Here is a 24,063-nt window from a genome sequence, read left to right on the forward strand (position 1 = left end):
AGGAACCATCGATGAAGAACCTATTCATGGCGAGCGCCGGCCTGTTAGCAATTGGCGCCTGTTCAAACGAACCGGCCGAGGACGTAGCCGAAACCTCCGCTCCCACCGAAGTTGCCCGGACTGCTGAGGTCGAGACCGTCGCATCCGACAGGGCCGAACTCGGTGATTGGGGCATCGTCCTTGAAGACATGGATATGGCCGTCGATCCGGGGGATGATTTCTTCCGCTACGTGAACGGCAATTGGCTGGACCGGTTCGAAATCCCTGCCGAGTTCTCAAACTATGGCTCCTTCACCGTCCTCTTTGAACGCTCCGAGGCCAGAGTAAAATCGATCATCGAGGATGCTGCTGCGTCCAATGCGCGTGACGGCTCGATCGAGCAGAAGATCGGCGATTATTACGCAAGCTATCTCGACACCGATGCGATCAATGAAAAGGGTCTCGCGCCCATTCAGGGCCAGCTTGATTTCTATGACGGGCTTGAAACCCATCACGATGTCGCCCTCGCCTTTGCCGAGATCGACTATAATTCGAACACGCCGATCAGCCTTTATGTCGGCGTCGATAACAAGAACCCTGAGACCTATGTGACCTATCTGTCGCAATCGGGCCTCGGCATGCCAAACAGGGATTATTACCTGAAGCCTGAATTCGAGGACAAACGCGACGCCTATATGGACTTCCTCAATGCGATGCTGGGCTTTACCGGCGTTGAGGATACGGGCGACCGGGCCGCTGCCGTCTATGCGCTGGAGGAAAAACTGGCGGAGGTGCACTGGGCGCCGTCCAAAAGCCGTCAGGCAGAGCTGACCTATAATCCCTACACGCTTGATGAAATCCAGGCCTATGTCCCAGAACTTCCGTGGGCAGAGATCTTTGACAAGATGATGATCGGCGAACAGGACAGCTATGTCCTGCGCCAGAACGACGCCATTCAGGCCGCCGCAAAGATCTTCGCCGATACACCGGTTGCGGTGTGGAAGGACTATCTGAAGATCCATGCGCTGTCGTCGAACGCCTCTGTTCTGCCGACCGAGATCGACGAAGTGCAGTTTGCCTTTTATGGCCGCGAGCTCTCCGGCACGCCGCAGCAGCGTGAGCGCTGGAAGCGCGGCGTCTCAGCCGTCAATAACGCCATGGGCGAGGCCGTCGGTCAGGTCTATGTCGAGCGCTACTTCCCGCCTGAATCAAAGGCGCAGATGGAAGAGCTGGTCGACAATCTCAAAACCGCCTTTGCCGCCCGTCTCGATGAGCTTGAATGGATGGGCGAGGAAACCAAGGCCGAGGCCCGCGACAAGCTCGCCAAATTCAATACCAAGATTGGCTACCCGGAAAAATGGACCGATTATTCGGGCCTCGAAGTCGTGCGCGGCGATGCGTATGGCAATTCGATCCGGGCAGGCCGCTTTGGCTATGAGGACATGATCTCCAATCTCGGCCAGCCGGTCGACAGGGAAGAATGGTTCACGACGCCGCAGACCGTGAATGCCTTTTATTCCCGCAGCCGGAACGAGATCGTCTTCCCGGCCGCGATCCTGCAGGCGCCGTTCTTTGATCCGAATGCGGATCCGGCAGTAAATTATGGAGGCATCGGCGCGGTGATCGGCCATGAGATCGGCCACGGCTTTGACGATCAGGGCCGCAAGGCGGACGGTACCGGCCTGCAACGCGACTGGTGGACGAGCGATGATGCCGCCCGCTTCACCGAACGCTCAACCAAGCTCGGCGCACAGTATGCGACCTATTCGCCGGTCGAAGGGCTCTTTGTGAACCCTGAGCTGACCATGGGTGAGAATATCGGCGACCTTGGCGGGGTCACCATGTCATATGACGCCTACAAACTGTCTCTTGGCGGGGAGGAAGCCCCCGTCCTTGATGGCTATTCTGGCGATCAGCGCTTCTTCATGGCCTGGGCGCAGGTGTGGAAACGTAAATACCGCGAGGATGAGCTCAAACGCCGCCTCGTCAGCGATTCCCACTCTCCGTCGGAATTCCGGACGAATGGTGTCGTGCGGAACATGGATGTCTGGTATGACGCCTTCGACGTCACCGAAGACGATGAGTTATACCTGCCCAGGGAAGACCGCGTTCAGATCTGGTAACAGGCCCTTTATCATCTCTTAGGGGCAGTGGCCTTGCCGGTTGACGGCAGGGGCGCTGCCCCTTCATGTGAGCGCTCTCATCCGAGCATCTGAAGAGGACAAGTATGGCCCCGACCCGATCCGAGACCAGCCCCGGCGCAGTTCTGGCCGAACGCCTGACCAAGGATCTCACGAGACTCCGGGGGCAGATTGTCGAGGACCCGTTACGCAATCCGGTGCGCGAGCTGTCGCAGCGCCTGTCGCGTGACATGGAAGCCGGCCTGTTGGGGCTCGATGATCTGGCTCAGCTTGTCGACCATCTTGATCTGGAGGCCTTTGCCGGCCGTTGCCGTCACACGAGGGATTATCTGATTACGGACGGGATTATTCCCGGCACTGAAGCCGTGCCCGCCGCCGTCAAGCAGCTCTCCTTCGACCTCACCTCTTTTGATGCCTTCGCCGCCTTCTGGTCGCGTCGTCACGAGACGCTTGTTTTCACCGGCCATCCGACCTTCGCGCTTGCCCGCAAGACGCGCGAGCGGCTCGCCGACCATGCAGCGGACAATACCGAACCCACCGAAGGCGCAGGGCTTCCCGACCCGGATATCACGCTCAGCCTTGAGCATGAGCAGGCCGAAGCCGCCCTGCGCCATGCCGCCGCCGCCGTGCATGACCTTAATCGCGCGGTCCTTGCCGAGGGCCGTGCAAAATTCCCCGATGACTGGAAGAAGCTGACGCCTGCGCCAATCGGTCTTGCGACATGGATCGGCTACGACATGGATGGCCGCACCGATATCGGCTGGGGTTCTGTCATCCGGCACCGCGTGCACGAAAAGGCGATCCGGCTCGATCTTTATAAAGACCAGCTTGAAGCCTTGGGCCCGGTCGTTGCCTCGATCACCGAGACCGTGGCTGCGGCTGCCGCTCGCGCGCATGCCCATGTCGAGGCTTTCTCAAAAGACCTGACGACCGCCGAAGGGCTGATAACGGCGGCAAACGCCCTGACCGATGACAAGGACAATTTGACCTCGCTCAAAGGTGTTATCGCCGAGCTGGATGAGATCACGGCCAGTACGGATGATGCTGATGTCGCGTTGGAGACAGCCGCCATCGCCGCCGGGATGCGGACCTTCCGGCTCGGCATGGGTGATATTCACTTCCGCCTCAACGCTGCCCAGGTGCGCCACGCCGCCCGCTCGATCCTTGAGCTTTCCTCCGGGCAGGACCTTTTCGGGCGTGGTCCCCTCGATGAGATGTCCCGCCTGATCGCCGGCGTGAAGGAAGTCTCGGTCAATTTCCGCTCATTGGCGGTTGAACAGGGCGCGTCTGCCCGCCTCTTCATCGCCATGAAGCAGATCATCAAGCATATCGATGCTGATGCGCCGATCCGCCTGCTGATTGCCGAATGCGAGAACCCACTGACCGTGCTCGCCGCGATCTATCAGGCAAAGCGCTTTGGCGTGGCCTCACATGTCGATGTCTGCCCGCTTTTTGAAACCGCGGTCAGTCTCGACCGGGGCCGCCGCATCCTTGATGTGTTGCTTGCGCAGGCCCCCTATCGCGATCAGGCCAGAAAGCGCGGACGGATCTGCATCGAGACGGGTTTCTCCGATGCCGGACGGTTCATGGGACAAGTGCCCGCTGGCCTCGCCATTGAGCGGCTGCAAGGCCAGCTTGCCGATGCGATGACCAAGCACCGCCTCGCCGATCTCGATGCGGTCATCTTCGATACCCATGGCGACAGTATGGGCCGGGGCGCGCACCCCGACAGCATTGTCGACCGCTGCCTTTATGCGCTCTCTCCCTGGGCACGCGCGAAATTCCGGGACCGGAATATCGACCTGACCCATGAGCAGAGCTATCAGGGCGGTGACGGCTATGTCTGGTTCACCAATGACTGCCTCGCCCGCCGCACGCTTGCAGGGATCCTGCGCGCGATCCGTATCGCCGAGGAAACCCCGACGGCCGAAGACCCGTTCTATCAGCGCACCAGCGCCAGCCTCGATTTCTACCATGCCGTCAAACGCCGGCAGGAAGAGCTGTTCCGCGATCCTTCCTATAACCTTGCGCTGGGGACGATCGGCCTGCCGCTCCTCCCCCAGACCGGCTCGCGCAAATCGAAACGGCAATTTGACCGGCATGCGGATGAAGAGACATCACTGCGCCGCATCCGCGCCATTCCGCATAATGGCATGCTCCAGCAGCTTGGCTTTCTTGCCAACATCATGGGCGGTCTGGGACAGGCGATCGCGGTTGAACCCGAAGCTTATTACCAGCTTCGTCAGGACTCAGATCGCTTTGACCGGATCATGCGGCTGGTGAACCGTGCCCGTCAAGGCTCGGACATGAAGATCTTCCTTGCCTATATCTCGATCTATTCGGGCTCCTTCTGGGCGACACGTCCGCTGTCCGGCCAAGAGCCTGAGCTGGAAGATGCCTGCGCGGTCCTCGCCGAGACTCTCGCCGATGACAGCCGCTATTTTGCCGGCACCCAGCTTGCCGCAAGGCTGAGGTCTGACGCGATCCAGCTCAGCCGCGCGCTCGCCGAGATGGGCTTTGATGCAGCAAACCTCTCCGGTCAGACCGATGAGTCCCTCGACCTCCTCCATGCAGTGCGCCTCGCCCTCCTTCAGCACAGCTTCCTTCTCGCCGCGCGCCTGCCGGCCCATTCCGCGGACGGCACATTGCCGCGCCGTGAAGTGCTCGAACGGGTGCTGTCGCTTGATTTCGAAGGGGTCGCCCGCGCACTTGATGAAGCAGGCCCGGACCCGGCCCTGCTCGCCGTCGAGAATCTGTCCGAATATGCCACCTATCCCGGGCCCAAAGCGCCCGAGAAGATGAATGGCGGCGATCTGCGCCGGGAGTTCCGCCGGGTCGGCGAGCTTAATCACCGGATCAGTATCGGCATCGCTAACCATTACGCCGCCATCGGATAGGCACCCCGGCATAACCTAAATCCAGTTAGAACAGGCCCCGCCCATTGCGCGCGCGGGCCTGTTCCCGCATCCTTGCTGCGGGGCAGCACAGGCATGGCAGGGACGGTATGACGGCACTCCTTCTTTCTCTCATGGCAGGCATCATCGGCGCCGATGATGCGCCCGCGGACAGCGCCATTGATTTCGCCGGGCGCTGGTACACACAGGAAGAGAAATCCATCGTCGAGATCTATGATTGCGGTGACGGCAGCCCCTGCGGCCGCGTCGTCTGGATCGATCCCGATCAGGAAAATGTCTTCACCGACGATCACAACAAGGATCCCGAGCTTCGTGGCCGCCGCCTCGAAGGAGTTATGATCCTCAGCGGCTATGTCCGCACCGATGCGGGTTGGAAGGACGGCAAGCTCTATAATCCCGAAAACGGCAAACATTATGCCTCGAAAATTGAGCTCGAAGCGGACGGCACATTACTGGTCAAAGGCTGTGTCGGCCCTATCTGCAAAGGATTGCGCTGGACTGAGGCGCCTTGACGCGGATTCGCTTCATGCCATTCGGTCATTAACCCTCTGATGCTAGGGAGCAGTGCTTGAGAATTGACCGGGCCAGAGAGGACCCGAAGAGTAGTGACCGACCAGACTGAAAGCACAAGCCGGCGACAATTGCCGTCCTCTTACATTTCCGCCTTTGTGATCCTGGCCGTCGTCGTTCTTTACTTCGCGATCGGCACGATATTCGGCGGCTCGGAGCAAACCGAAGCCGCAACTGAGACCGAGCGCCCGCCCTTTACAGTGCTTGTCCGCAACGTCTCGGGCGAAGCGCGAGCCGAAACCCTCACCTTTTCCGGCCGGACTGAAGCCGCCCAGCGGGTCTATGTCCGGGCCGAAACGCCGGGCCGGGTTGCGCGCATCGTCAATGATGAGGGCGCCGAGGTCTCGCGTGGCGATGTCCTTTGCCGTCTTGAGGCGGACAGCCGTCAGGCCACCCGCGCCGAAGCCGAAGCGGCCTTTGCCAAAGCGTCGGCCGATTTCGACGCGGCCCAGACTCTCCACGCCGAGGGCTTTGCCTCGGACACTGCCCTCAAACAGGCCCGCGCTGCGCGTGATGCGGCCGAAGCCGCCCTCTCCCGCGCCTCAGATGATCTTCGCAATATTTCGGTGACCGCGCCTTTCGACGGGCTGGTTGCGGAGATGATCGCCGAGCCCGGCGATGTCCTCTCTGTCGGCGCGCCCTGCGCCGTCATTGCCAATCTCTCGCGCATGATCATGGCTGGCGGCGTGCCCGCCCGCGATGCCGCTCGCATCTCGGTTGGGGACAAGGCGCATGTCCGCCTGATCGACGAACGCGAATTCGATGCAGAGGTTCGCTTCGTCTCGGATGTGGCTGATCCTGCCACCCGGACATTCCGTGTAGAGCTTCTTGCCGAAGACGCTTCAGGCATCCCTGAAGGGATTGAAACCCGCGCAACCGTCACCGCCGGGACCAAAGCCTCGACCCTGATCCCGCGCAACGCCCTCGTCTACAGCGATGAAGGCGTGCTGGGTGTACGGACGGTTATTCCCTCCGGCGAGAGCCGCAAAGATGACGAAGAAACCCTGCCGCTCGGCACGGTGCGCTTCATGCCCGTCACCATTATCGGCGAGGCCGAAGGCGGCGCCTATGTCACCGGGCTCGATGAAGCGGCCTCCCTGATCGTCCGCGGGCAAGATTATGTCAGTGACGGGATCACCGTCACCTTCGCACAAGAGGCCAGCGAGTGAATTCGGGCCACCACCCTCTCGTCTCGGCGGCCTTTGCGCGCGCCAAAGTCGCGATGCTGGCGCTTGTCGTCCTGTCGCTGATCGGGCTGAGCACCTATCGCCATGCGCCACGTGAGGCGGACCCGGATATCCCGCTGCCCTTTGTGCAAGTCCTTCTGCCCCTACCCGGGGTCTCCCCCGAAGATGGCGAGCGCCTGCTGATCCGCCCAACAGAGACAGAGCTTCAGAGCCTTGAAGGCCTCGAAGAGATGAATGCCGTCGCCTTTGACGGCGCCGCTGCGATCACGCTTGAGTTCGAACCCGGCCTCGATATGGATCAGGTCGTCTCCGACGTGCGCGAAGCTGTCGACCGGGCCAAGACCAAATATCCAACGAGTGCGGAAGAACCACAGGTCGCCGAGTTCAATGCGCAACAGCTCTTCCCCGTCATCACCGTCATCCTCTCAGGCGAAGCCCCCGAACGCGCCCTCTTTCGTGCAGCCAAGGAGCTTGAAGACAAGCTGACCGCCATTCCCGGCGTGCTCGAAGCCGATTTGATCGGCTCGCGCGAGGAGCAGGTCGAGATCACGATCCGCGCTGAGACGCTGGAGACCTTCGGCCTGACCCCCGGCGAGATCAGCAACGCCATCCGCCGCAACAATGCGCTGGTCACCGCCGGTACCCTGCGGTTCGAGGACGGCGCCTATAGCGTCAAAGTCCCAGGCCTCTTCCGTGATCTGAACGGTATCGGTGAAATCCCGATCCGCTCGAACGAAGACAGTGTCATCACGCTGGGCGACATCGCCGATATCCGCCGGACCTTCGAAGAGCCGACCGGTTATGCGCTGTTCAATGGCCAGCCGGCCATCGGCATCAATATCTCAAAACAGACCGAAGCGAACCTTCTTGAAGTCACGCAAGCCGTCGTCACCGAGACCGAACTGATGGCGGAAGGCTGGCCATCGACGATCCGCACCGATTTCATCGGCGATCAGTCGAGCTATGTCAGCGGCATGTTTTCGAGCCTGACCTCGACCATCGGACTTGCCATCATCCTTGTCATGATCATCGTTGTGGCAGCTCTGGGCATCCGCTCGGCGGTCCTTGTCGGCATCGCGATCCCCGCCTCCTTCCTGATCGGCTTTGCCCAGATCGGTTTCTTTGGCTTTACCCTCAACAACCTCGTCATGTTCTCAATGGTGCTGGCCGTCGGGATGCTGGTTGATGGCGCCATCGTCATTGTCGAGCTGGCGGACCGCCGCATGGCGGAAGGGGCAGACCGGCGTGAGGCGTTCCTTGATGCCTCGACGCGGATGTTCTGGCCGATCGTCGCCTCGACCGCGACGACGCTCGCCGCCTTCGTCCCCTTCCTGTTCTGGAATTCGATTGAGGGTTATTTCCTGCGCTGGATTCCGATCACTCTGATCCTTGTGCTGAGCGCTTCGCTTTTCGTTGCCCTCATCTTCCTGCCGATTATCGGCTCGGCCTTTGCGATCCCTGAGGCCATCAAACGCAAATTCAACATCAAGGGTCAGGGCGAAGGCCGCGACAAGGTCGATCTCGACAATGTCGACCCGACCAAGCTGCGCGGCTTTACCGGTCAATATGCCCGCAGCGTCGACTGGCTAGCGCGCAAGCCGGTCACCGTTGCCGTCCTCGGCCTGCTGACGGTCATGTTTTGCCAGAAGATTTTCACCCTCGCCAATGTCGAGGTGGAGCAGTTCCTCCGCGTTGATTCAGAGCAGGTGCTCGTCATCGTGCAGGGCCGCGGCAATCTCTCTCAGGAAGAAGTCCTTTCGATCACGCAGGAAATCGAGGCGCGCGTCGTCTCCCACTCGGCGGTGGAGAATGCCTATCTTCAGACCGGCCCGGAAATCAGCCGCCAGAATGATACGCCTGCGGAGAGTATCGCCCTCATCAATCTTGACCTCATCCCCTATGCTGATCGCCAGCACAGCCTTGACGTCGTTGAGGACTTGCGAGCGAACACCACCAATGTCCCCGGCGTCATTGTCGAGGTGCGCCTGCCCGAACAGGGGCCAATGGTCGGCAAGGATGTGCAGGTCGAAATCACGGCGGATGATTTTGAGAAAGCCGAGGCCGCCGGTCTCCTGATCCGGGATTTTCTTGAAAGCAACACGACCGACATCAATGGTCAGGACATTCCGACCTTCATGGATATCGAGGACAATCAGGCCCTGCCCGGCATTGAATGGCAGCTCGAGATCGACCGTGCAGAAGCCGGCCGCTATGGGCTTTCCGTTGCGGATGTCGGCGCTGCGATCCAGCTTGGGACGGAGGGGCTGATCGTAGATACCTACCGGCCCGATGATTCTGACGAGGAACTGGATATCCGTTTGCGCTATCCAGCTGATGAACGCACAGTTGGTGGGCTGACGAATATCAACATCGCCACCCCGCGCGGTAATGTCCCGCTGGCCAATTTCGCCCGGCAGGTGCCCCAGCCGCAGGTTGACCGCATCACACGGCGCGACAGTCGCCGCGTTATTGATGTCAAAGCCAATGCCAATACGTCCGTCCGCGGCTTTGAAGTGTCCCAGGACAAGGCAACGGCCGCGATCACGGAATATCTCGACAGCGGCTTCCTTGAGCGGGCCATCGGCGCAGGGCTTCAGGTCCGGCTGCATGGCGCGGCTGAAGAAACCCAAGAATCCTCGGCCTTCTTTGTTGGCGCGATGATCGCGGCGATGTTCATGATCGCCGTCATCCTGCTTCTGCAGTTCAATAATTTCTATCACGCCTTCCTGACACTGACGGCGGTGGTCTTCTCCGTCTTCGGGGTCCTGCTCGGCGTGGCGGTATCGGGTCAGTACATCTCGGTGATCATGACCGGCATCGGCATCGTCGCCCTCGCTGGGATTGTGGTGAACAACAATATCGTGCTGATCGACACCTTCCACAGCCTGCGCAAGACGGGCCTCTCCGTGCACGAAGCAGCGGTGCGGACTGCCGCTCAGCGCCTGCGCCCTGTCCTCTTGACGACGGTGACGACGATTATCGGGCTAATGCCCATGATGCTCGAAATCGACATCAATTTCGGCGCGGCCCGGCTCGGCATCGGCAATGAGACATCCGACTGGTGGGTGCTCTTGTCCTCAGCCATCGTCTACGGCCTTGGCTTCTCGACCCTGCTGACACTTCTATTCACGCCGGTGATGCTCGCCGCCCCGGCTGTGCTCAGCACACGGATTTCAAAGGCGTATCACTGGCTCCTCGACAAGGAGCCAAAGATGCGCCGGCATCTGGGCCGGAAAAAATCCGAAGATGGCGAGACACCCTACCGCACGGCAGCGGAGTAAGGGCTTATTGCTCGGTAAAGGCGCGTTGAAGTGCCGCCAGACGGCCCTTCGCATCCCCTTCAATGTCGTCAACTGACGCGGTCACGAAGAGATCGCAGTCGAGACGACGGATCCGCGAGTAAAGCGTGTCCGTCTCGCCGATCAGCTCGACAAGCTGCTCAGGCAGCACATCAAGATCATGTGGCGTGCGATCAACGCTTTCGGCCGGGCCGATACGGTATTTCTCGTCGCGAGCCTCGTCCTCGGTCATCTCACCGTCGCGCACGGCGCGCAGGACAAGCAGCCAGGATGCAATCTGCATCAGGCGGGTGGTCAGGCGCATGGAGACGCCTGCATAGGTCATCGCATCGTCACGGCTCAGTTCTTTGGCAGCCTGACGGCCTCCATTATCGAGATAGCCGGCGGTCTCTTCAACGAGTTCCATTCCGTGTGCGAAAAGATTGGTAAAGACCTTTGAGCGGACGAATGGCTGCAGCCTGCCGCCATATTCCGTTCCACTAGCCCGATCAGCGCCTACGACCGTCATTCATCGTCCCCTTGGTCCTGCCCAGACCCCTCACTCGTATCATAACGGTCTGAGGCGGTCCCGTATACTGTTGTTTTCACAGCCGGTATCAGCAACCGCTGTGCCAGCAACCGGCGGGCGAACTCTTCTCCCTTCAAGCGCCGGGAAGTAGCCTTCCACTCCCTCTAGCGCGAATTCAGGCGAGACCCGTGCGGCGCAGGTTGCGCCATGGTGCCCATTATGACGCACCGGCCTCGACCGAATAGCCGGAATAGGATTCCGCTTTTCGCCGTCGGAGCGAGAGCACGCCGGATGAGATGAAATCACAACCCCCGTTCGGGGGGCTTTGCCAAGGTCTAATCTGACCTCTTCCCGGAATGAGTCATCTAGTGGCCGGAGGGCGAGTGGTGGCTCTCAGTTTCATGATGCCCCGCCTCTTCATGATGCTCGGCCGGTTCCTCATGAGTGGTCGTCTCATGCTGAGCTTCTTCTTCATGATGGCTGGCTTGTTCATGATGAGAGGCAGCCATCACTTTTGCAGATTCACCGTGTCCGCCCGAATTCAGCCGCGCTGCTGGCAGAGGCGGCGTCTCATGATGGTCATTCCCATGTGATGCCGCTGCCTGATGTTCATCGCCGTGATGCCCTTCTCCATGCCCGGAGGCTGGTGCTTTCTTGGGAGCAGGACGACCTTTGCGCGTATCGATTTCCATCTCTGGGCTTGCATGGCCAGTCGTCACAAGACCCATCTCGGTCAGAAAGCCCCCCGGCCCGATCGCACCAAAGCTGCCAAATGCCCTGTAGATCTCAGCCACAGGGTGATCCCCTTCGAAAGACCTTTTATCCGCGTAGAGATATAATCCGCGGCTTAACTCATACTCACCTGACGCAATCGTCTCAACGGTTGGCTCGACACCATCCAGCGGGATCGCCTCGATGTCCTTGACATCAACAAGATAGGCATAACCGAATATACCGATGGCATCGCGGACATAGCGCAGAGTCTGGGCAACCGCCTCATCCTGTTCACCGCCATCGACCCAATGACTGTCGAGCCGGATCTTCGTTGCCTTGGCAAAATAATCAGGGCTCGAATGCTCGATCGCCGCAAGGCAGTGGAAACTGCGCGCGCCGACCGCCACAGCCTTTTCAAGAAAAACATCCCGTGTGCCGGAACTACGCGGCGGGCCGATCACAATGATCTCGCGATCCGGCAAGTCGGAGCGGACATCTTTCCATTTGACCTTGTTGTTCTTGACCAGAACACAATCATCCTCAGCACGAGGAATATAATTCGCCGTCGCCAGATAGAGATCTCGAACGGTCAGCTCGAGGTCTTTTGCTTTGACCGATTGCGCCAGCACGATGCCGTCGCGGCCGATCGGCTTTTCAACCAGTGTCTCAATCCCGTTGGCGGCACAGCGCTCAATCTCTCTGGGCTTGATCGGCCGAGACGAAGCGGCAATCTGGGGGGAAAGCGGCCTGCCGCTGCAAAGCCGCGCAATGCCGGTCCCGCTGCCATTCTGGACCACGGTCAACATTTCAGGATGACGCAAGAGCCGTGTCATCGCTCGCGCATAGGGCGCGATGGTCGAAGACCCCTCCATCGTCACCTGATCCTGAGAACTGATCGGTGACGGAGACGTCAGAAGCGCAGCAGCGGCGAGGAGGAGCAAATTCATGCCGCCTTCTCCGTTTCGACATCACGGCGGCGGACCCATTTTTCAGCACAGCGCTGGATGACTTCCTTACGAACAGGTTTGTTCAGGATGTCGTTAAAGCCAACCTCTCCGAGACCGGACCATTCCCCCGGTCCCACATGCGCCGTCAGCGCGATGATCGGGGTTTCGCGGTTCGGCCCGTCACTCTGACGGATCATCTGCGTTGCCTTCACGCCGTCCATGACGGGCATGGAGATATCCATGAGGATGAGGTCAAACTGCTTCTCATTCGCCGCATCGACGGCCTGTCGGCCATCGGCCGCCATTTCCGTCCGTGCCCCAAGCGGTTTGACGAGCGCCTCGGCGACCATCCGGTTCGCCATATTGTCATCAACAATGAGCACATCGAAGCCGCCCGCTGGTAGCGTCTCGGCTTTCTCTTTTTTTTCTTCGGTCGTCGGCTCGCCAGCTTCAGTGGTAGCGACGGCATCCCCATCTTCTTCGGTCTCTTCAACGGATGTTTCAGAAACTGCCGCCTCCGCCTTGGGCTTCATGCTTTCAGCGGATTTCTTCATCGGCAGGCTGAGCGTGAAGGTACTGCCTTCGCCTTCAACCGATGTCACATCGATCGATCCGCCCATGCTTGAGGCAATGGCGCGCACAAGCGCCAGACCGACCCCCAGACCGCCATTGCGTGACAGCATGGAGGTATGAACAACCGCCTGCTCGAAGATGGTTTCAAGATCTTCTTCAGGAATACCGACACCGGTGTCTTTTACGCATAAAGAAAATTCAGTCTTCGGACCTTCGTCATCATCGATGATCTTCGCATCGATAGTGACCTCGCCTTCATTCGTGAACTTAACGGCATTATCAACAAGGTTGGTGATAACCTGTTCAAGGCGTTGCGCATCACCTTCTACAATACAGTCGTCGTCGATTTCGATATGTGCCTTGAAGTCAATGCCTTTGGCCTCGGCAAGGGACATAATGCGCTTCAGCGGACGCTCAACGGCCTCACGCAGCGCAAAGTCCCGCTCATCGAGCGCAAGGTGGCCATCAGACAATCTGTGCGTATCAAGAATATTATTGAGAAGATTGAGAAGCTGGTCGCTCGCTGCGATGATTTGCTCAAGCTCAACATCGAGCCCCAGATCGCCCTTTTCCTTGATCGCATCCGTCATGCCGACAATGGCATTCAGCGGCGTTTTCAGCTCATGTGAGGCGGCCTGAAAGAAATGCCCTTTGGCTTCTTTCGCTTCATTAGCTGCATGCTCGGCTTCACTCGCCACAGTCTGGGCGTCTTCCATCTCGGTCACGGCTTTAAGGACGTGACGGACCAGCGGACGGAAGATCAGCAAGGTAATGAGCGCGATCAGGGCAAGCGTTGCAAGCCACGCAATAATGCCCATCCCCTTCTCGACACTGTTCATCCGAATGGCTTGCGCCTCAAGGATCAGGCTCATCAACGCATGGGTCTGAAGGATGTTATCCTTGGCCGCGGTGATGACCTCTTCGCGCATACCTGCGGAAGCGGCCCATTCTTCGGTTCCGTAATCGAGCCGGGAGATATCCGAGGCTTGTTCGAGAAAATACCGCACACGGATGTCAAACGGCGTCTCGCCGGACATGTAGATTTCATGCAATGGCGCAATGAACCGAGAGATCCTCGCGCTTTCCGAAGACGCACCGACCAGAATGTCGTGATTGCTGCGCATGCGGGAAATCGTCATCCGCATTTCTTCAAAATAGCTCTCGATCTCGACCGGATCGTCAGACGTCTCGATACTGGTGATCAGAAACGCGATCCGTTGGGAATCGGTCTGCTGGGCGCTGATCAGGGTAAATGCGATGGCCCGGTTCGTGTCCATCATGGACAGCCGATAATTGAGCCCGAATGAGGCGCATGCCGCAGCTGCAAGCAATGCGATTGCGATTGCATAACGCAGATTGAAGATGCGGCGGAGTTTTTCCGTGGCCGTGGTCATTTACTTTGCTACCAACTGCTCATCTCCACCCACGTTTTTCTAGAGGATGGCGTTTCCTTTTTCGTTAACAGGCTGAATTTCTTTCAATGAATCTGAAACTCTGTTTCTGAGAGTTGAGTAGTGACCAAAGGACCTGAGCATGCGTGCAGTACATATTGAAAAACCTGGCGGACCTGAGGTTCTCAAACTCATCGACAGACCCGTCCCCGAACCCGGTCCTGGTGAGGTTTTGCTGAAAGTTGCGGCGGCAGGGGTAAATCGTCCCGATGTTCTTCAGCGGAAAGGTGTTTATCCCCCTCCTCCCGGCGCCAGCGACCTGCCCGGCCTTGAAGTGGCAGGGGTCATCGAGAAGCTCGGCCCCGGGGCTGTCGGTCAGGTTGGCGCGCATGCGATGGCGCTGATCGCCGGGGGCGGATATGCCGAATATGCGGTCGTTCACCACCGGCATCTGTTAACCCTGCCCGAAGAAATGCCCTTTGAACGGGCCGCAGCGCTGCCCGAGACGCTCTATACTGTCTGGACGAACGTCTTTGAGGATGGCCGCCTGAAGGAAGGCGAGACATTATTCGTGCACGGCGCAACATCCGGCATCGGCACCATGGCGCTCTCCATGGCCAAGGCCTTTGGCGCCACGGTCTACGGCACGGCGGGGTCGGATGAGAAATGCCGCGCCGCGGAGAGGCTCGGTTTCGTCAAATGCTTCAATTACCGCAACGAGGATTGGGCCAAGCTGATGACCGCCGAAGGCGGCGCAGATGTCGTTCTTGATATGGTCGGCGGGGACTATGTCGCCAAAGACATGACGCTGCTGAAGCCGCAAGGACGGCACGTCTCGATTGCGTTTCAGGCGGGCATGGAAGCAAAAATTCCGATCCCGATCCTGATGCAGAAACGCCTGACCCTCACCGGCTCCACATTGCGGGCACGGCATATTGAGGAGAAGGCGCGCCTTACCGACCAGATCCGCCAGCATGTGATGCCCAAGATCGTCAGCGGCGAGATCGCGGCCGTCTTTGACCGCGCCTTCCCCCTCGAAGAAGCCGTAGAGGCCCATCGACGGATGGAAGCGGGCGAGCACATCGGCAAGATCGTCCTTCTGACCTGATCGGGAGACACAAGGCGCGGCAATGGCTTGCAGGACGGGCCGCGGATGCGTATGTGACCCGCCAAGGTTTCGCGCCTATTCCCCGACAAGACGAGGCAGACGCGACGCCGGTCCCCGGAAGACGGGGGCCGCGGCCGTCGAGTTATTGCATCGTGACCATTGGGGCAGACGCGCGTTAGCAAAGAAAATTTGAGGAGCTCCTCCATGTCCGACCGTCCCCTGATGCCGAAAGCGACCGCTGTCTGGCTCATCGATAACACTGCTCTCAGCTTCGATCAGATCGCGGATTTCTGCGGTCTGCACTCGCTTGAGGTCAAAGGCATCGCGGATGGCGATGTTGCCGCCGGCGTGCGCGGGATCGATCCGATCAGCCAGCACCAGCTGACCCGCGAGGAAATCGAAAAGGGTGAGAAGGACGAAGACTATCGGATGAAGCTCTCGAAGCCGAAAACGATCGTCGCCGCGCCGAAGAAGAAAGCCCCGCGCTACACGCCGCTGTCGCGCCGTCAGGAGCGCCCGAACGCAATCGCCTGGATCGTCCGCAACCACCCCGAAGTGCCGGACAGCCAGATCGCCAAACTGCTGGGCACGACAAAGACCACGATTCAGGCCATCCGTGACAAGTCACACTGGAACTCTTCGAACCTCGAGCCGCAGGATCCGGTCGCGCTCGGCCTGTGTAGCCAGTTCGATCTCGACATGGCGGTCTCCAAGGCTTCTGAGAAACGCGCAGCCATGGAAGCGGCCGGCAAGATCGACGAAGGCGCCCGCCTCGCCCCTGCCGCCGAAACCGAAAAGGCCGACGAGGACGAGCGGAGCAATGCGGCCCCGGATATCGACAAGATCTTCGCAAACTTCGGTGGCGGCGGCGATTCAGACAACGACTGACGCTCGCAACTGCGATCCAACTGCGCTCTCGGCTTTACCGTAACGTTCCTGTCGCAGAGAACGAATAGGTGAGCGTATCTAACGCTCAAGGGAGAGACTTCATGCCCCGTTACCGCACCGCCCTGCTTGCTGCCCTTTTGATCGGCGCGAGCGGGCCTGCTTTCAGTGCCGCCGCCCAGACCTCTGATGATATGGCGATGTCCATGCAGGACGAAGAAAATATCAATGCGCCGTATAATGAGGTTCTTGCGGACTATATCTCGCAAAAAGACGGCATCAACCTCTTTGACTACGGTGCTGTCACCGCCGCGGACAAAAAGAAGCTGACGGATTATATCGCCGCGCTCGAAGGCGAACGCCCCAGCCAGATGACGGCGGACGAGCAGATTGCCTTCTGGGCCAATCTCTATAACGCCAAGACACTCGACATCATTCTCGAAAACTACCCCGTCGAGTCCATCCGCGACATCAAGAGTGGCGTATTCAGCTCAGGCCCATGGAAAATGAAGGTTCTGACCGTTGAAGGTGAGGAACTCACCCTCGACAATATCGAGCACGATATCGTCCGCGCCAAATTCAATGAGCCGCGCGTCCACTACGCCTTTAACTGCGCGTCGATTGGTTGTCCGAACCTCAAAACATCCGCATGGGAAGCAGAAACCCTCGATGAAGACCTCGATGCCGGAGCACGGGCCTATATCGCTCATCCGCGCGGCATCAGAATCGAGAATGGCAAGATCATCACCTCCTCGATCTATAAATGGTTCAAGAAAGACTTCGGCAAAAATGACGCGGAAGTCCTCGATCACATCCGTCAGTATGCGACAGGCGACAAGCTCAATGCCCTAGAAGGCAAGACGAAGATCAATGGGAATGATTATGACTGGTCGCTGAACGACGCCCAGTAAAGGCGCCCGAAGCGTTCAGACATGCGGGAAGCCGGACCCTAATCCCGACTTCCCGCAGTTCCCTGTCCCCTTTTTGCAATTTCCGCAAAAGCGCGCATGTAGGAAGCTCCTTCAAACCGACAGGATCTTCCGATGAACTCCGCCCGTGCCGCGGCCAGAACCAGATTGCGCCGTCAACGGCTCCTTGCGGGGCCGGTGGGCCGGGTTCTGTTCGCGCTGAGCTGGCCGGTCAGCCTCGGGCTTTTCTCCGTCATCGCGTTCAACATCGTCGATACGCTCTATATCGGGCGGCTCGGACCGGATCAGCTTGCTGCCATCGGCTATTGTTTCCCGGTCATCTTCTCGATGTCTGCCGTCTCGATCGGCATGGCCAATGGCGCAACCTCCGTCGTTTCCCGCTCGCTCGGACGAGGTGATGCTGACCGCGCGCGGATCCGTACGACCGATACGATCATCTTTACCGGCATCCTCTCGCTCCTGATGACGGGCGGCATGTTCCTGATCGACGAGACGGTCTTTGGCTGGCTAGGCACACCACAGCGCCTCATGCCCTTCGTTCATCAGTACATGAATGTCTGGTTTCTCGGCCTGCCCTTCCTGATGATGCCGATTGTCCTCAATGGCCTGATTAGGGCGACCGGGGATGCGATCTTCCCCTCCAGCCTGATGATCATGGCCGCGGCCATCAATGCCGTCATCTCGCCCTTTCTCGTTTTCGGGATCTGGGGCGCCCCGGATCTCGGCATGGCGGGCGCCGCCTGGGCCACGATCATGGCGCGGGCCGTCGTCTTCATCTGCAGCTTTGTCTATCTGCAGCGCCAGAAGCTGGTCGAATTCACCGGCCATGATTTCGGGATCTTCCGCAGCTCGGTCGCCGAGATCACCCGCTTTGGCGCGCCGGCCTTTTTCGCGCAGCTCGTCTCTCCCCTTTCCGCCGCCATCGGCGTCAGGCTTTTGACCTTGTCGAGTACGGATGCGGTTGCTGCCTACACGGTAGGCACACGGATCGAGAGCCTGATGCTAGTTCCTTTCATGGCGCTCAGCTCAGGCATAGGGCCATTCACCGGCCAGAATATCGGCGCGGGCAAACCCCACCGCCTGCGCTCCGCACAGATCAAGGCGCTGCTCTTTGGTCTAGGCTGGGGGCTCGTTGTCTTCGCGATCCTGACAGCTTTTGGGTCCCAGCTTGCCGGGCTCTTCTCAAGGGAGGCATCGATCGTCGGGCTTGCGGACCATTATCTGTCCTTCATCGCCTTGGGCGTCTGGGGCGCAGGCTTTCTGCATGTCTCGGTCGGCGTCGCAAACCCGCTTGGCTATCCCAATCTCGGCATGACGCTGTCGATCATCCGGCATCTGGTGCTCTTTGCCGGGCTCTCGCTCGTGCTCATTCTCGGCTTCGGCACAGACCCGTTCCAGACGGTGATCATGGCGGGGCCTGCCGCCTATATCGTGGCTGGCCTTTTTGCCGCCCTCATGACGCGCCGTCTGATTGTTCGGGAAGAGGCCGCCATGGGCCGTAGCGCATCGGCCCCCAGCCAGCATTGAGATCCTCAAGGTCGTCGCGATTATCGACATCAATCAGCTCGGACATCTCACTGATCCGGAAACTCTCAGGCAGGCTTGCTATCGTGTCGTCGAGCGCCGTGTCGGTCGACCAGGCGACATCTTCAAAAAGCCTTGGCGCCGGACGCCGCCGGGCGAGCCCGATCAGCCAGTAGCCGCCATCATCCGACGGCCCGAAGACCGCATCATCCCGCCCCAGCGCGTGGAACGCCTCGCGGATATGTTCAGGCTCAATCTGCGGGCTGTCCGTGCCGATAATGACCGTCGGCCCCGGCGGCAGATTGTCGAGAACGAAGCCCATCCTTTGTCCAAGAGAGCCGCCGCCTTGCGGCATACGGATCACATCGCGCGGCCAGCACTGATAGCTGTCCTCGGGCCGCGCATTGACGGCCAGCCGTAAATTCCATTCGCGCGGAACCTGAAGCCGCCGGAGCAGGCGCTCAACGGCATGGCGATAGAATTGCGCAGCACCGACCGTGCCGATATCACGGCTGAGGCGGGTCTTCACCCGCCCCATCAAGGGCGGCTTTGCCATGAGCACGAGATTTTTTCCGTAGGCGCCCATTATATCGCTCCGCCAGTTCTTCGGGGCTCACCCCGGCATGATAGGCGAGGACGAGCCGTGCATTGCGCAAGACGCGCATCAGATATCCCTCGCGCTCATAGCGCTCTGCGGAGGTCATGGCCACCGCAGGCAGGAGTGAGACGGCAGACCGCCCACCCTCACGCAGGATGCGGCGGACGAAATCGAGATCCTCGAATAGCGGGAAGTCTGCAAACCCGCCGAGCCGCTCATAATGACGCCTGCTGATCAACAGGCCCTGATCGCCATAGGGCAACCGGAAGAGCCGCGAGCGCAGATTGGCGCCAAAGGCAACAAGCCGTGGCTTGAAGCCTGAGGCCGCAAAACCCAGCCGGAAGACGGCCGCCTTGCGGTCAAAAGCGCCCGCCATGTGGCGGCCCGCCTCCTCCTCCCAGCCGGGGCTGAGCTCTGTGTCGGCATGAAGAAAAAGGAGCCAGTCCCCGCGCGCAGCTTCCGCGCCGCGGATCAATTGCGCACCCCGCCCTTTCGAGCCGATCAGCACTTTTGCGCCGGACGCTTCGGCGATCTGTGCGGTTTCATCACAGGAGCCGCCATCGCTGACAATCACTTCGGCAATCATGCCGAGCCGGTTCGCCTCGAGCAGGCTTTCGAGCGTGGCGCCAAGGCCGGGGGCCGCATTGAGCGTGGGAATGATGACAGAAATCATGTCCCTTCATTCGTAGCCCGCGCCGCGAAAGTGACACAAGCCAATGCTGATAAAATGTTCTTGATTTGTTCTGTTCCATGGGGCTAGGTGCCGGACATGGCCCGCGCCGTGTCCCCTCCCTTCCAGCCCAACCGTCCAACCGCCGGGCGGGGACGCGGCGCGCGGTCAAACCAGACCGGCCGCTACGAAAAGGAAATCCGCGAGGACTTTGACGATGGCTGGTCGGATGAGCCGCCCGAGGAGCACAAGACCGAGATCATTTTTGATCGGACACGGAGGATCATCAACTATATCACGAGCCCCTATGTGCCCATGGACCGCTCAATCAACCCATACCGGGGCTGCGAGCATGGCTGCATCTATTGTTTTGCGCGGCCCTCTCACGCCTATCTGGGGATGTCGCCGGGGCTCGATTTCGAAACCAGGATTCTGGTGAAACCGGAAGCTGCCCCCCTTCTCCGGCGGGAGCTGTCGTCCCGGCACTATAACCCCCACGCCATTGCGCTGGGCACCAATACCGACCCCTATCAGCCAGCGGAGCGAAAGCTCCGTATCATGCGCCAGATCCTCGAAGTCCTGGCCGAGTTCAATCATCCGGTGACGATCCTCACCAAGTCGGATCTCATCACCCGCGACATCGATATCCTTGCGCCGATGGCGGAGAAAGGCCTTGCCCGCGCCATGATCTCGGTGACGACCATGGACCCCAAACTTGCCCGCACGATGGAGCCGCGCGTGCCGCGCCCGGACAAGCGCTTTGCGGCGATGAAGGCCCTTGCCGAGGCGGGCATCCCGACCGGCACCATGCAGGGGCCGATGATCCCCGGATTGTCCGACCACGAATTAGAAGGGCTGATGGAACATGCCGCCGAACAGGGCGCAAGCTATGCCGCCTATACGCTCCTTCGTCTGCCGCTGGAGGTCGCGCCTCTCTTCAAGGAATGGCTTGAGACCTTCTGCCCCGACCGCGCGCCGCGCGTCCTCAATCTCATGAAGGCGATCAATGGCGGCAAGCTCTATGACGTGAACTGGTCGCGCGGCGACGGCCCGCGCCATGAGATCAATCAGCTTCTCGCCCGCCGTTTCCAGAAGGCCTGCCGGAAGCTGGGCTTCACGACCCCGCCGCCCATGCGCATCGACCGCTTCCGCGTGCCGGTGAAACCGAATGCGCAAGGCGATCTTTTCGGCAAGGGCTGAGGCAAAAACGGAATCGGTCTATGGTCCCGCCATGGCCGTGCCCATTCCGACATATGATATCGAAGACCAGATGAGCGCGGGGCTTTCGGGGCCCGTCGCCGGTGTCGATGAAGCGGGCCGCGGTGCCTGGGCCGGGCCGGTGCTGGCCGCCGCCGTCATCCTCAATCCCGACTGCATCCCTACGGGCCTGAGGGATTCAAAAACCCTCTCAGAGCCCCGCCGCGAGGAGCTTGCCCGCGCGATCTGGACCTGCGCCCGTGTCGGTGTCGGGGTCGGCAGCGTTGAAGAAATCGACCGCATCGGGGTCGGCAAGGCGAACTACCTCGCCATGCAGCGGGCCGTTGCCGCCCTGCCCATCCGCCCCAAAGGCGCTCTTATCGATGGGCTTTACGCGCCGATCCTCCCCGATTGCGAGACCGTGACCGTGGTCAAGGGCGATGCCAAATCGCTCTCCATCGCCGCCGCCTCGATCATCGCGAAGGTGACCCGCGACCGCATCATGCATGGGCTCGATCATGACTTTCCCGACTATGGCTGGGCAAAGAACAAAGGCTATGGCGGTGCGGCCATGCATCGCGATGCGCTCGATAAATGCGGTGTCACCCCGCATCACCGCCGCTCCTTTGCGCCGATTGCAAAGCTCTGCGCGGAGAATGGCGAGCCCGCCTTCGCCTGACATAGAGTCAGAACACGGATCTTTACTCTTTCTTCAAGTTCGTTAACGGACGAATCTTTACTCATCATTCATCATCATGAGCGCTTTATGCACTCAACAGATGCTGGTGAGGGCCCGATGACAGAGCTGAAGAAAGACGTGATCCTGAAAGGCGACTCCATCGAGCGCCTGAAAAAGCTGCCCGATGCCTGCGCCGATCTCGTCTTCGCGGACCCGCCCTATAATCTGCAACTCGCAGGCGGCCTTACCCGTCCGAACCAGACCCATGTCGATGGCGTCACCGATGACTGGGACCAGTTCTCGTCGTTTGCAGCCTATGATGAGTTCTGCCGCGCCTGGCTCGCCGAATGCCGCCGCATCCTCAAACCCGATGGCGCGCTCTGGGTGATCGGTTCCTATCACAACATTTTCCGCCTCGGCACGGCGATTCAGGATCTCGGCTTCTGGATCCAGAATGATGTCGTCTGGGTGAAGACGAACCCGATGCCGAATTTCAAGGGCACGCGTCTGACCAATGCGCATGAGACCCTGATCTGGGCGGCGCGCGACCAGAAATCCCGCCCCACCTTCAACTATCATTCCCTCAAAGCCGGTAATGACGACGTCCAGCTCCGTAGCGACTGGACCTTCCCGCTCTGCACGGGCCGTGAGCGGCTGAAGGATGACGGCAAAAAGCTCCACCCGACGCAGAAGCCCGAAGCTCTCCTTCACCGGATCATTCTGGGCACGACCAATCCAGGCGATCTGATCGTCGATCCGTTCTTTGGGACCGGCACGACAGGCGCCGTCGCCAAACGTCTGGGCCGTCACTTTATCGGCATCGATCAGGATGCGGGCTATATCACTGCCGCCAAAAAGCGCATCAAAGCGGTTTCTCCGCTCCGCGAGGAAGACGCCGTCGCGCTTCCCAGCCCGCGCAAGCAGCCACGTATTGCCTTCGGCCAGCTGATCGAATCCGGCCTCCTCTCTCCCGGCACCAAGCTTTACTGCCCCAAGAAACGCCATGTCGCGCGGATCAAGGCGGATGGCTCTGTTGCCGCCGACACCGCCTCAGGCTCGATCCACAAAGTTGGCGCCAGCGTCCAGAATGCGCCCTCCTGCAATGGATGGACCTTCTGGCACTATGAAGCCGCCGGAAAGCTCCAGCCGATCGACTCGCTTCGGTCAATGATCCGTCAGGGAATGAACTAAGCCGCGATCTTCACCGCTTTTCTGAACACTGTCGGCAGGGTCTCAAGATCCGCCGTCCAGAAGAGGCCCTCCGGGGCCTCTTTTATTTTGGCGGTCATCACCGTCAGTATCAGGTGGAAATGGGTCAGCGTGTGCTCCGCCGTCCCTGCTTCCCGCCAGCGGGCTTTGACGGGCGGCGCGGCTTTAGGGGCCTCTCCTTCTGCCCACGCCCCGCCGGGCAGGCCCGCCATACCGCCAAACAACCCCTTGGCGGCCCGCCGTTCGGTCAGCACCGCCCCATCCTCACGCAAGCCCACATAAACAACGCCATGGCGGACCGGCCGCGCCTTTTTTGCGGGTTTCACCGGCAGCTCATCCTGCACGCCTGCGGCGCGCGCCTCGCAAAATTCCGCTACCGGACAAAGAAGACAGTCAGGGTTCCGGGGCCGACAGACCCCCGCCCCCAGATCCATCAGCCCTTGGGCATAATCCCCCGCCCGCTGATCAGGTGTCCGCTCAGCGGCTGACGCCCTGATCTCCGCTTTCGCCTCGCGGATGGGCCGGGCAATATTCTCGATGCGCACCATCACTCGATCGATATTCCCGTCGACCACAACGGCGGTACGGTCGAAGGCGATCGCCGCAATCGCGGCGGCGGTATAGGGACCGATCCCCGGCAGGGTGATCAACCATTCTTCCGTATCGGGAAAAACCCCGCCCAGCTCATCGGCTACGACCTTCGCGCAGGCATGAAGGTTCCGCGCCCGGGCGTAATAGCCAAGCCCGGCCCACTCCCCCAGCACATCCTCAAGCGGTGCGGCGGCCAGCGCTGCCACATCCGGCCAGCGAGTAAGGAAGGCTTCGAACCGGGGCGTGACGGTCGCCACGGTGGTTTGCTGCAGCATCACCTCGGAGAGCCAGACGCGGTAGGGATCGGGCTGCGCGCCCGCCGCCCTCGCTTTTGGCCCCACCCGCCAGGGCAGATCGCGCGCATGGGCGTCATACCAGTCGAGCAGGCGACTGGAGAACATCTCATTGCGGGCCGCGCCGCGCTTCGCCACACTGGCCTCCTGAAACGC

General features: G+C 60.2%; 18 protein-coding genes. 12 read left to right on the forward strand and 6 right to left on the reverse strand.

The annotated features are described in order from the left end of the window. The first annotated feature begins 11 nt into the window (after window positions 1–11). The 5 genes from DX908_RS05920 (at window position 12) to DX908_RS05940 (ending at window position 10,073) form a co-directional block, all read left to right on the forward strand. The gene (locus DX908_RS05920) at window positions 12–2,102 is read left to right on the forward strand and encodes a M13 family metallopeptidase (RefSeq protein WP_116391490.1); all 2,091 of its coding nucleotides are present in this window, start codon (window positions 12–14) and stop codon (window positions 2,100–2,102) included. Between the two features lie 104 nt (window positions 2,103–2,206). After that, complete coding sequence (locus DX908_RS05925) at window positions 2,207–5,017, forward strand: phosphoenolpyruvate carboxylase (protein WP_116391491.1); 2,811 nt, start codon at window positions 2,207–2,209, stop codon at window positions 5,015–5,017. Window positions 5,018–5,124: 107 nt separating this feature from the next. Next, window positions 5,125–5,547, forward strand: coding sequence for a DUF2147 domain-containing protein (locus DX908_RS05930; RefSeq protein WP_116391492.1), 423 nt, complete (start codon window positions 5,125–5,127; stop codon window positions 5,545–5,547). A gap of 93 nt (window positions 5,548–5,640) precedes the next feature. Further along, window positions 5,641–6,774, forward strand: a complete 1,134-nt coding sequence (locus DX908_RS05935) for an efflux RND transporter periplasmic adaptor subunit (protein ID WP_158548538.1) — start codon at window positions 5,641–5,643, stop codon at window positions 6,772–6,774. Then, the gene (locus DX908_RS05940) at window positions 6,771–10,073 is read left to right on the forward strand and encodes an efflux RND transporter permease subunit (RefSeq protein ID WP_116391494.1); all 3,303 of its coding nucleotides are present in this window, start codon (window positions 6,771–6,773) and stop codon (window positions 10,071–10,073) included. The genes DX908_RS05935 and DX908_RS05940 overlap by 4 nt, the downstream gene beginning before the upstream one ends. A 4-nt stretch (window positions 10,074–10,077) precedes the next feature. Here DX908_RS05940 and DX908_RS05945 read toward each other — a convergent pair whose 3' ends face one another. The 3 genes from DX908_RS05945 to DX908_RS05955 all read right to left on the reverse strand — a co-directional run bounded on the left by DX908_RS05945 (window position 10,078) and on the right by DX908_RS05955 (window position 14,227). Beyond that, a complete protein-coding gene (locus tag DX908_RS05945) occupies window positions 10,078–10,599 on the reverse strand; it encodes a DUF1465 family protein (RefSeq protein ID WP_116391495.1) in 522 nt (173 codons plus the stop codon). A 365-nt stretch (window positions 10,600–10,964) separates the two neighbouring features. Beyond that, window positions 10,965–12,260: a PstS family phosphate ABC transporter substrate-binding protein gene (locus tag DX908_RS05950; protein WP_116391496.1), complete on the reverse strand. Its 1,296-nt coding sequence runs from the start codon at window positions 12,258–12,260 to the stop codon at window positions 10,965–10,967. Next, window positions 12,257–14,227, reverse strand: a complete 1,971-nt coding sequence (locus DX908_RS05955) for a hybrid sensor histidine kinase/response regulator (RefSeq protein ID WP_116391497.1) — start codon at window positions 14,225–14,227, stop codon at window positions 12,257–12,259. The genes DX908_RS05950 and DX908_RS05955 overlap by 4 nt, the downstream gene beginning before the upstream one ends. A 139-nt stretch (window positions 14,228–14,366) precedes the next feature. Here DX908_RS05955 and DX908_RS05960 point away from each other — a divergent pair, with 139 nt between their 5' ends. The 4 genes from DX908_RS05960 (at window position 14,367) to DX908_RS05975 (ending at window position 18,673) form a co-directional block, all read left to right on the forward strand. Then, window positions 14,367–15,332, forward strand: a complete 966-nt coding sequence (locus tag DX908_RS05960) for an NAD(P)H-quinone oxidoreductase (protein ID WP_116391498.1) — start codon at window positions 14,367–14,369, stop codon at window positions 15,330–15,332. Between the two features lie 204 nt (window positions 15,333–15,536). Continuing rightward, on the forward strand, window positions 15,537–16,220 hold the full coding sequence (locus DX908_RS05965) for a DUF1013 domain-containing protein (protein WP_116391499.1): 684 nt from the start codon (window positions 15,537–15,539) through the stop codon (window positions 16,218–16,220). A 101-nt stretch (window positions 16,221–16,321) separates the two neighbouring features. Next, complete coding sequence (locus tag DX908_RS05970; RefSeq protein ID WP_116391500.1) at window positions 16,322–17,128, forward strand: DUF547 domain-containing protein; 807 nt, start codon at window positions 16,322–16,324, stop codon at window positions 17,126–17,128. 132 nt (window positions 17,129–17,260) lie between these two features. Then, window positions 17,261–18,673 carry an MATE family efflux transporter gene (locus DX908_RS05975; protein WP_116391501.1) on the forward strand — a complete coding sequence of 471 codons (1,413 nt, stop codon included), beginning with the start codon at window positions 17,261–17,263 and terminating at the stop codon, window positions 18,671–18,673. On the opposite strand, the gene DX908_RS05980 is transcribed toward DX908_RS05975, so the two are convergent. Together DX908_RS05980 and DX908_RS05985 are read right to left on the reverse strand one after the other, a co-directional pair. Then, complete coding sequence (locus DX908_RS05980; RefSeq protein ID WP_199564606.1) at window positions 18,600–19,226, reverse strand: TIGR04282 family arsenosugar biosynthesis glycosyltransferase; 627 nt, start codon at window positions 19,224–19,226, stop codon at window positions 18,600–18,602. The genes DX908_RS05975 and DX908_RS05980 overlap by 74 nt on opposite strands. Continuing rightward, entirely contained in the window at window positions 19,177–19,941 is a 765-nt protein-coding gene (locus tag DX908_RS05985) for a TIGR04283 family arsenosugar biosynthesis glycosyltransferase (RefSeq protein WP_116391503.1), read from the reverse strand. The genes DX908_RS05980 and DX908_RS05985 overlap by 50 nt, the downstream gene beginning before the upstream one ends. 96 nt (window positions 19,942–20,037) lie before the next feature. On the opposite strand from DX908_RS05985, the gene DX908_RS05990 reads away from it, so the two are divergent. The 3 genes from DX908_RS05990 to DX908_RS06000 all read left to right on the forward strand — a co-directional run bounded on the left by DX908_RS05990 (window position 20,038) and on the right by DX908_RS06000 (window position 23,005). Then, window positions 20,038–21,138, forward strand: coding sequence for a PA0069 family radical SAM protein (locus DX908_RS05990; RefSeq protein ID WP_116391504.1), 1,101 nt, complete (start codon window positions 20,038–20,040; stop codon window positions 21,136–21,138). Further along, on the forward strand, window positions 21,107–21,814 hold the full coding sequence (gene rnhB, locus DX908_RS05995; protein WP_233508639.1) for a ribonuclease HII: 708 nt from the start codon (window positions 21,107–21,109) through the stop codon (window positions 21,812–21,814). Before DX908_RS05990 ends, rnhB begins: the two co-directional genes overlap by 32 nt. Window positions 21,815–21,901: 87 nt before the next feature. After that, entirely contained in the window at window positions 21,902–23,005 is a 1,104-nt protein-coding gene (locus DX908_RS06000) for a site-specific DNA-methyltransferase (protein WP_325047967.1), read from the forward strand. On the opposite strand, the gene DX908_RS06005 is transcribed toward DX908_RS06000, so the two are convergent. Further along, window positions 23,002–24,045, reverse strand: a complete 1,044-nt coding sequence (locus DX908_RS06005; protein WP_233508640.1) for an A/G-specific adenine glycosylase — start codon at window positions 24,043–24,045, stop codon at window positions 23,002–23,004. The genes DX908_RS06000 and DX908_RS06005 overlap by 4 nt on opposite strands. Window positions 24,046–24,063: the final 18 nt, after the last annotated feature.

The sequence above is a fragment of the Parvularcula marina genome, from assembly GCF_003399445.1.
Taxonomy (GTDB): Bacteria; Pseudomonadota; Alphaproteobacteria; order Caulobacterales; family Parvularculaceae; genus Parvularcula; species Parvularcula marina.

Excerpts from the sequence above, each read along its gene's own strand:
- DX908_RS05960 (WP_116391498.1), top strand. The coding sequence starts at position 14,367 with ATGCGTGCAGTACATATTGAAAAACCTGGCGGACCTGAGGTTCTCAAA.
- DX908_RS05990 (WP_116391504.1), top strand. The coding sequence starts at position 20,038 with ATGGCCCGCGCCGTGTCCCCTCCCTTCCAGCCCAACCGTCCAACCGCC.
- DX908_RS05965 (WP_116391499.1), top strand. The coding sequence starts at position 15,537 with ATGTCCGACCGTCCCCTGATGCCGAAAGCGACCGCTGTCTGGCTCATC.
- DX908_RS05920 (WP_116391490.1), top strand. The coding sequence starts at position 12 with ATGAAGAACCTATTCATGGCGAGCGCCGGCCTGTTAGCAATTGGCGCC.
- DX908_RS05970 (WP_116391500.1), top strand. The coding sequence starts at position 16,322 with ATGCCCCGTTACCGCACCGCCCTGCTTGCTGCCCTTTTGATCGGCGCG.
- DX908_RS06000 (WP_325047967.1), top strand. The coding sequence starts at position 21,902 with ATGCACTCAACAGATGCTGGTGAGGGCCCGATGACAGAGCTGAAGAAA.
- rnhB (WP_233508639.1), top strand. The coding sequence starts at position 21,107 with ATGCGCAAGGCGATCTTTTCGGCAAGGGCTGAGGCAAAAACGGAATCG.
- DX908_RS05955 (WP_116391497.1), bottom strand. The coding sequence starts at position 14,227 with ATGACCACGGCCACGGAAAAACTCCGCCGCATCTTCAATCTGCGTTAT.
- DX908_RS05930 (WP_116391492.1), top strand. The coding sequence starts at position 5,125 with ATGACGGCACTCCTTCTTTCTCTCATGGCAGGCATCATCGGCGCCGAT.
- DX908_RS05950 (WP_116391496.1), bottom strand. The coding sequence starts at position 12,260 with ATGAATTTGCTCCTCCTCGCCGCTGCTGCGCTTCTGACGTCTCCGTCA.
- DX908_RS05945 (WP_116391495.1), bottom strand. The coding sequence starts at position 10,599 with ATGACGGTCGTAGGCGCTGATCGGGCTAGTGGAACGGAATATGGCGGC.
- DX908_RS05975 (WP_116391501.1), top strand. The coding sequence starts at position 17,261 with ATGAACTCCGCCCGTGCCGCGGCCAGAACCAGATTGCGCCGTCAACGG.
- DX908_RS05925 (WP_116391491.1), top strand. The coding sequence starts at position 2,207 with ATGGCCCCGACCCGATCCGAGACCAGCCCCGGCGCAGTTCTGGCCGAA.
- DX908_RS05985 (WP_116391503.1), bottom strand. The coding sequence starts at position 19,941 with ATGATTTCTGTCATCATTCCCACGCTCAATGCGGCCCCCGGCCTTGGC.
- DX908_RS05980 (WP_199564606.1), bottom strand. The coding sequence starts at position 19,226 with ATGGCAAAGCCGCCCTTGATGGGGCGGGTGAAGACCCGCCTCAGCCGT.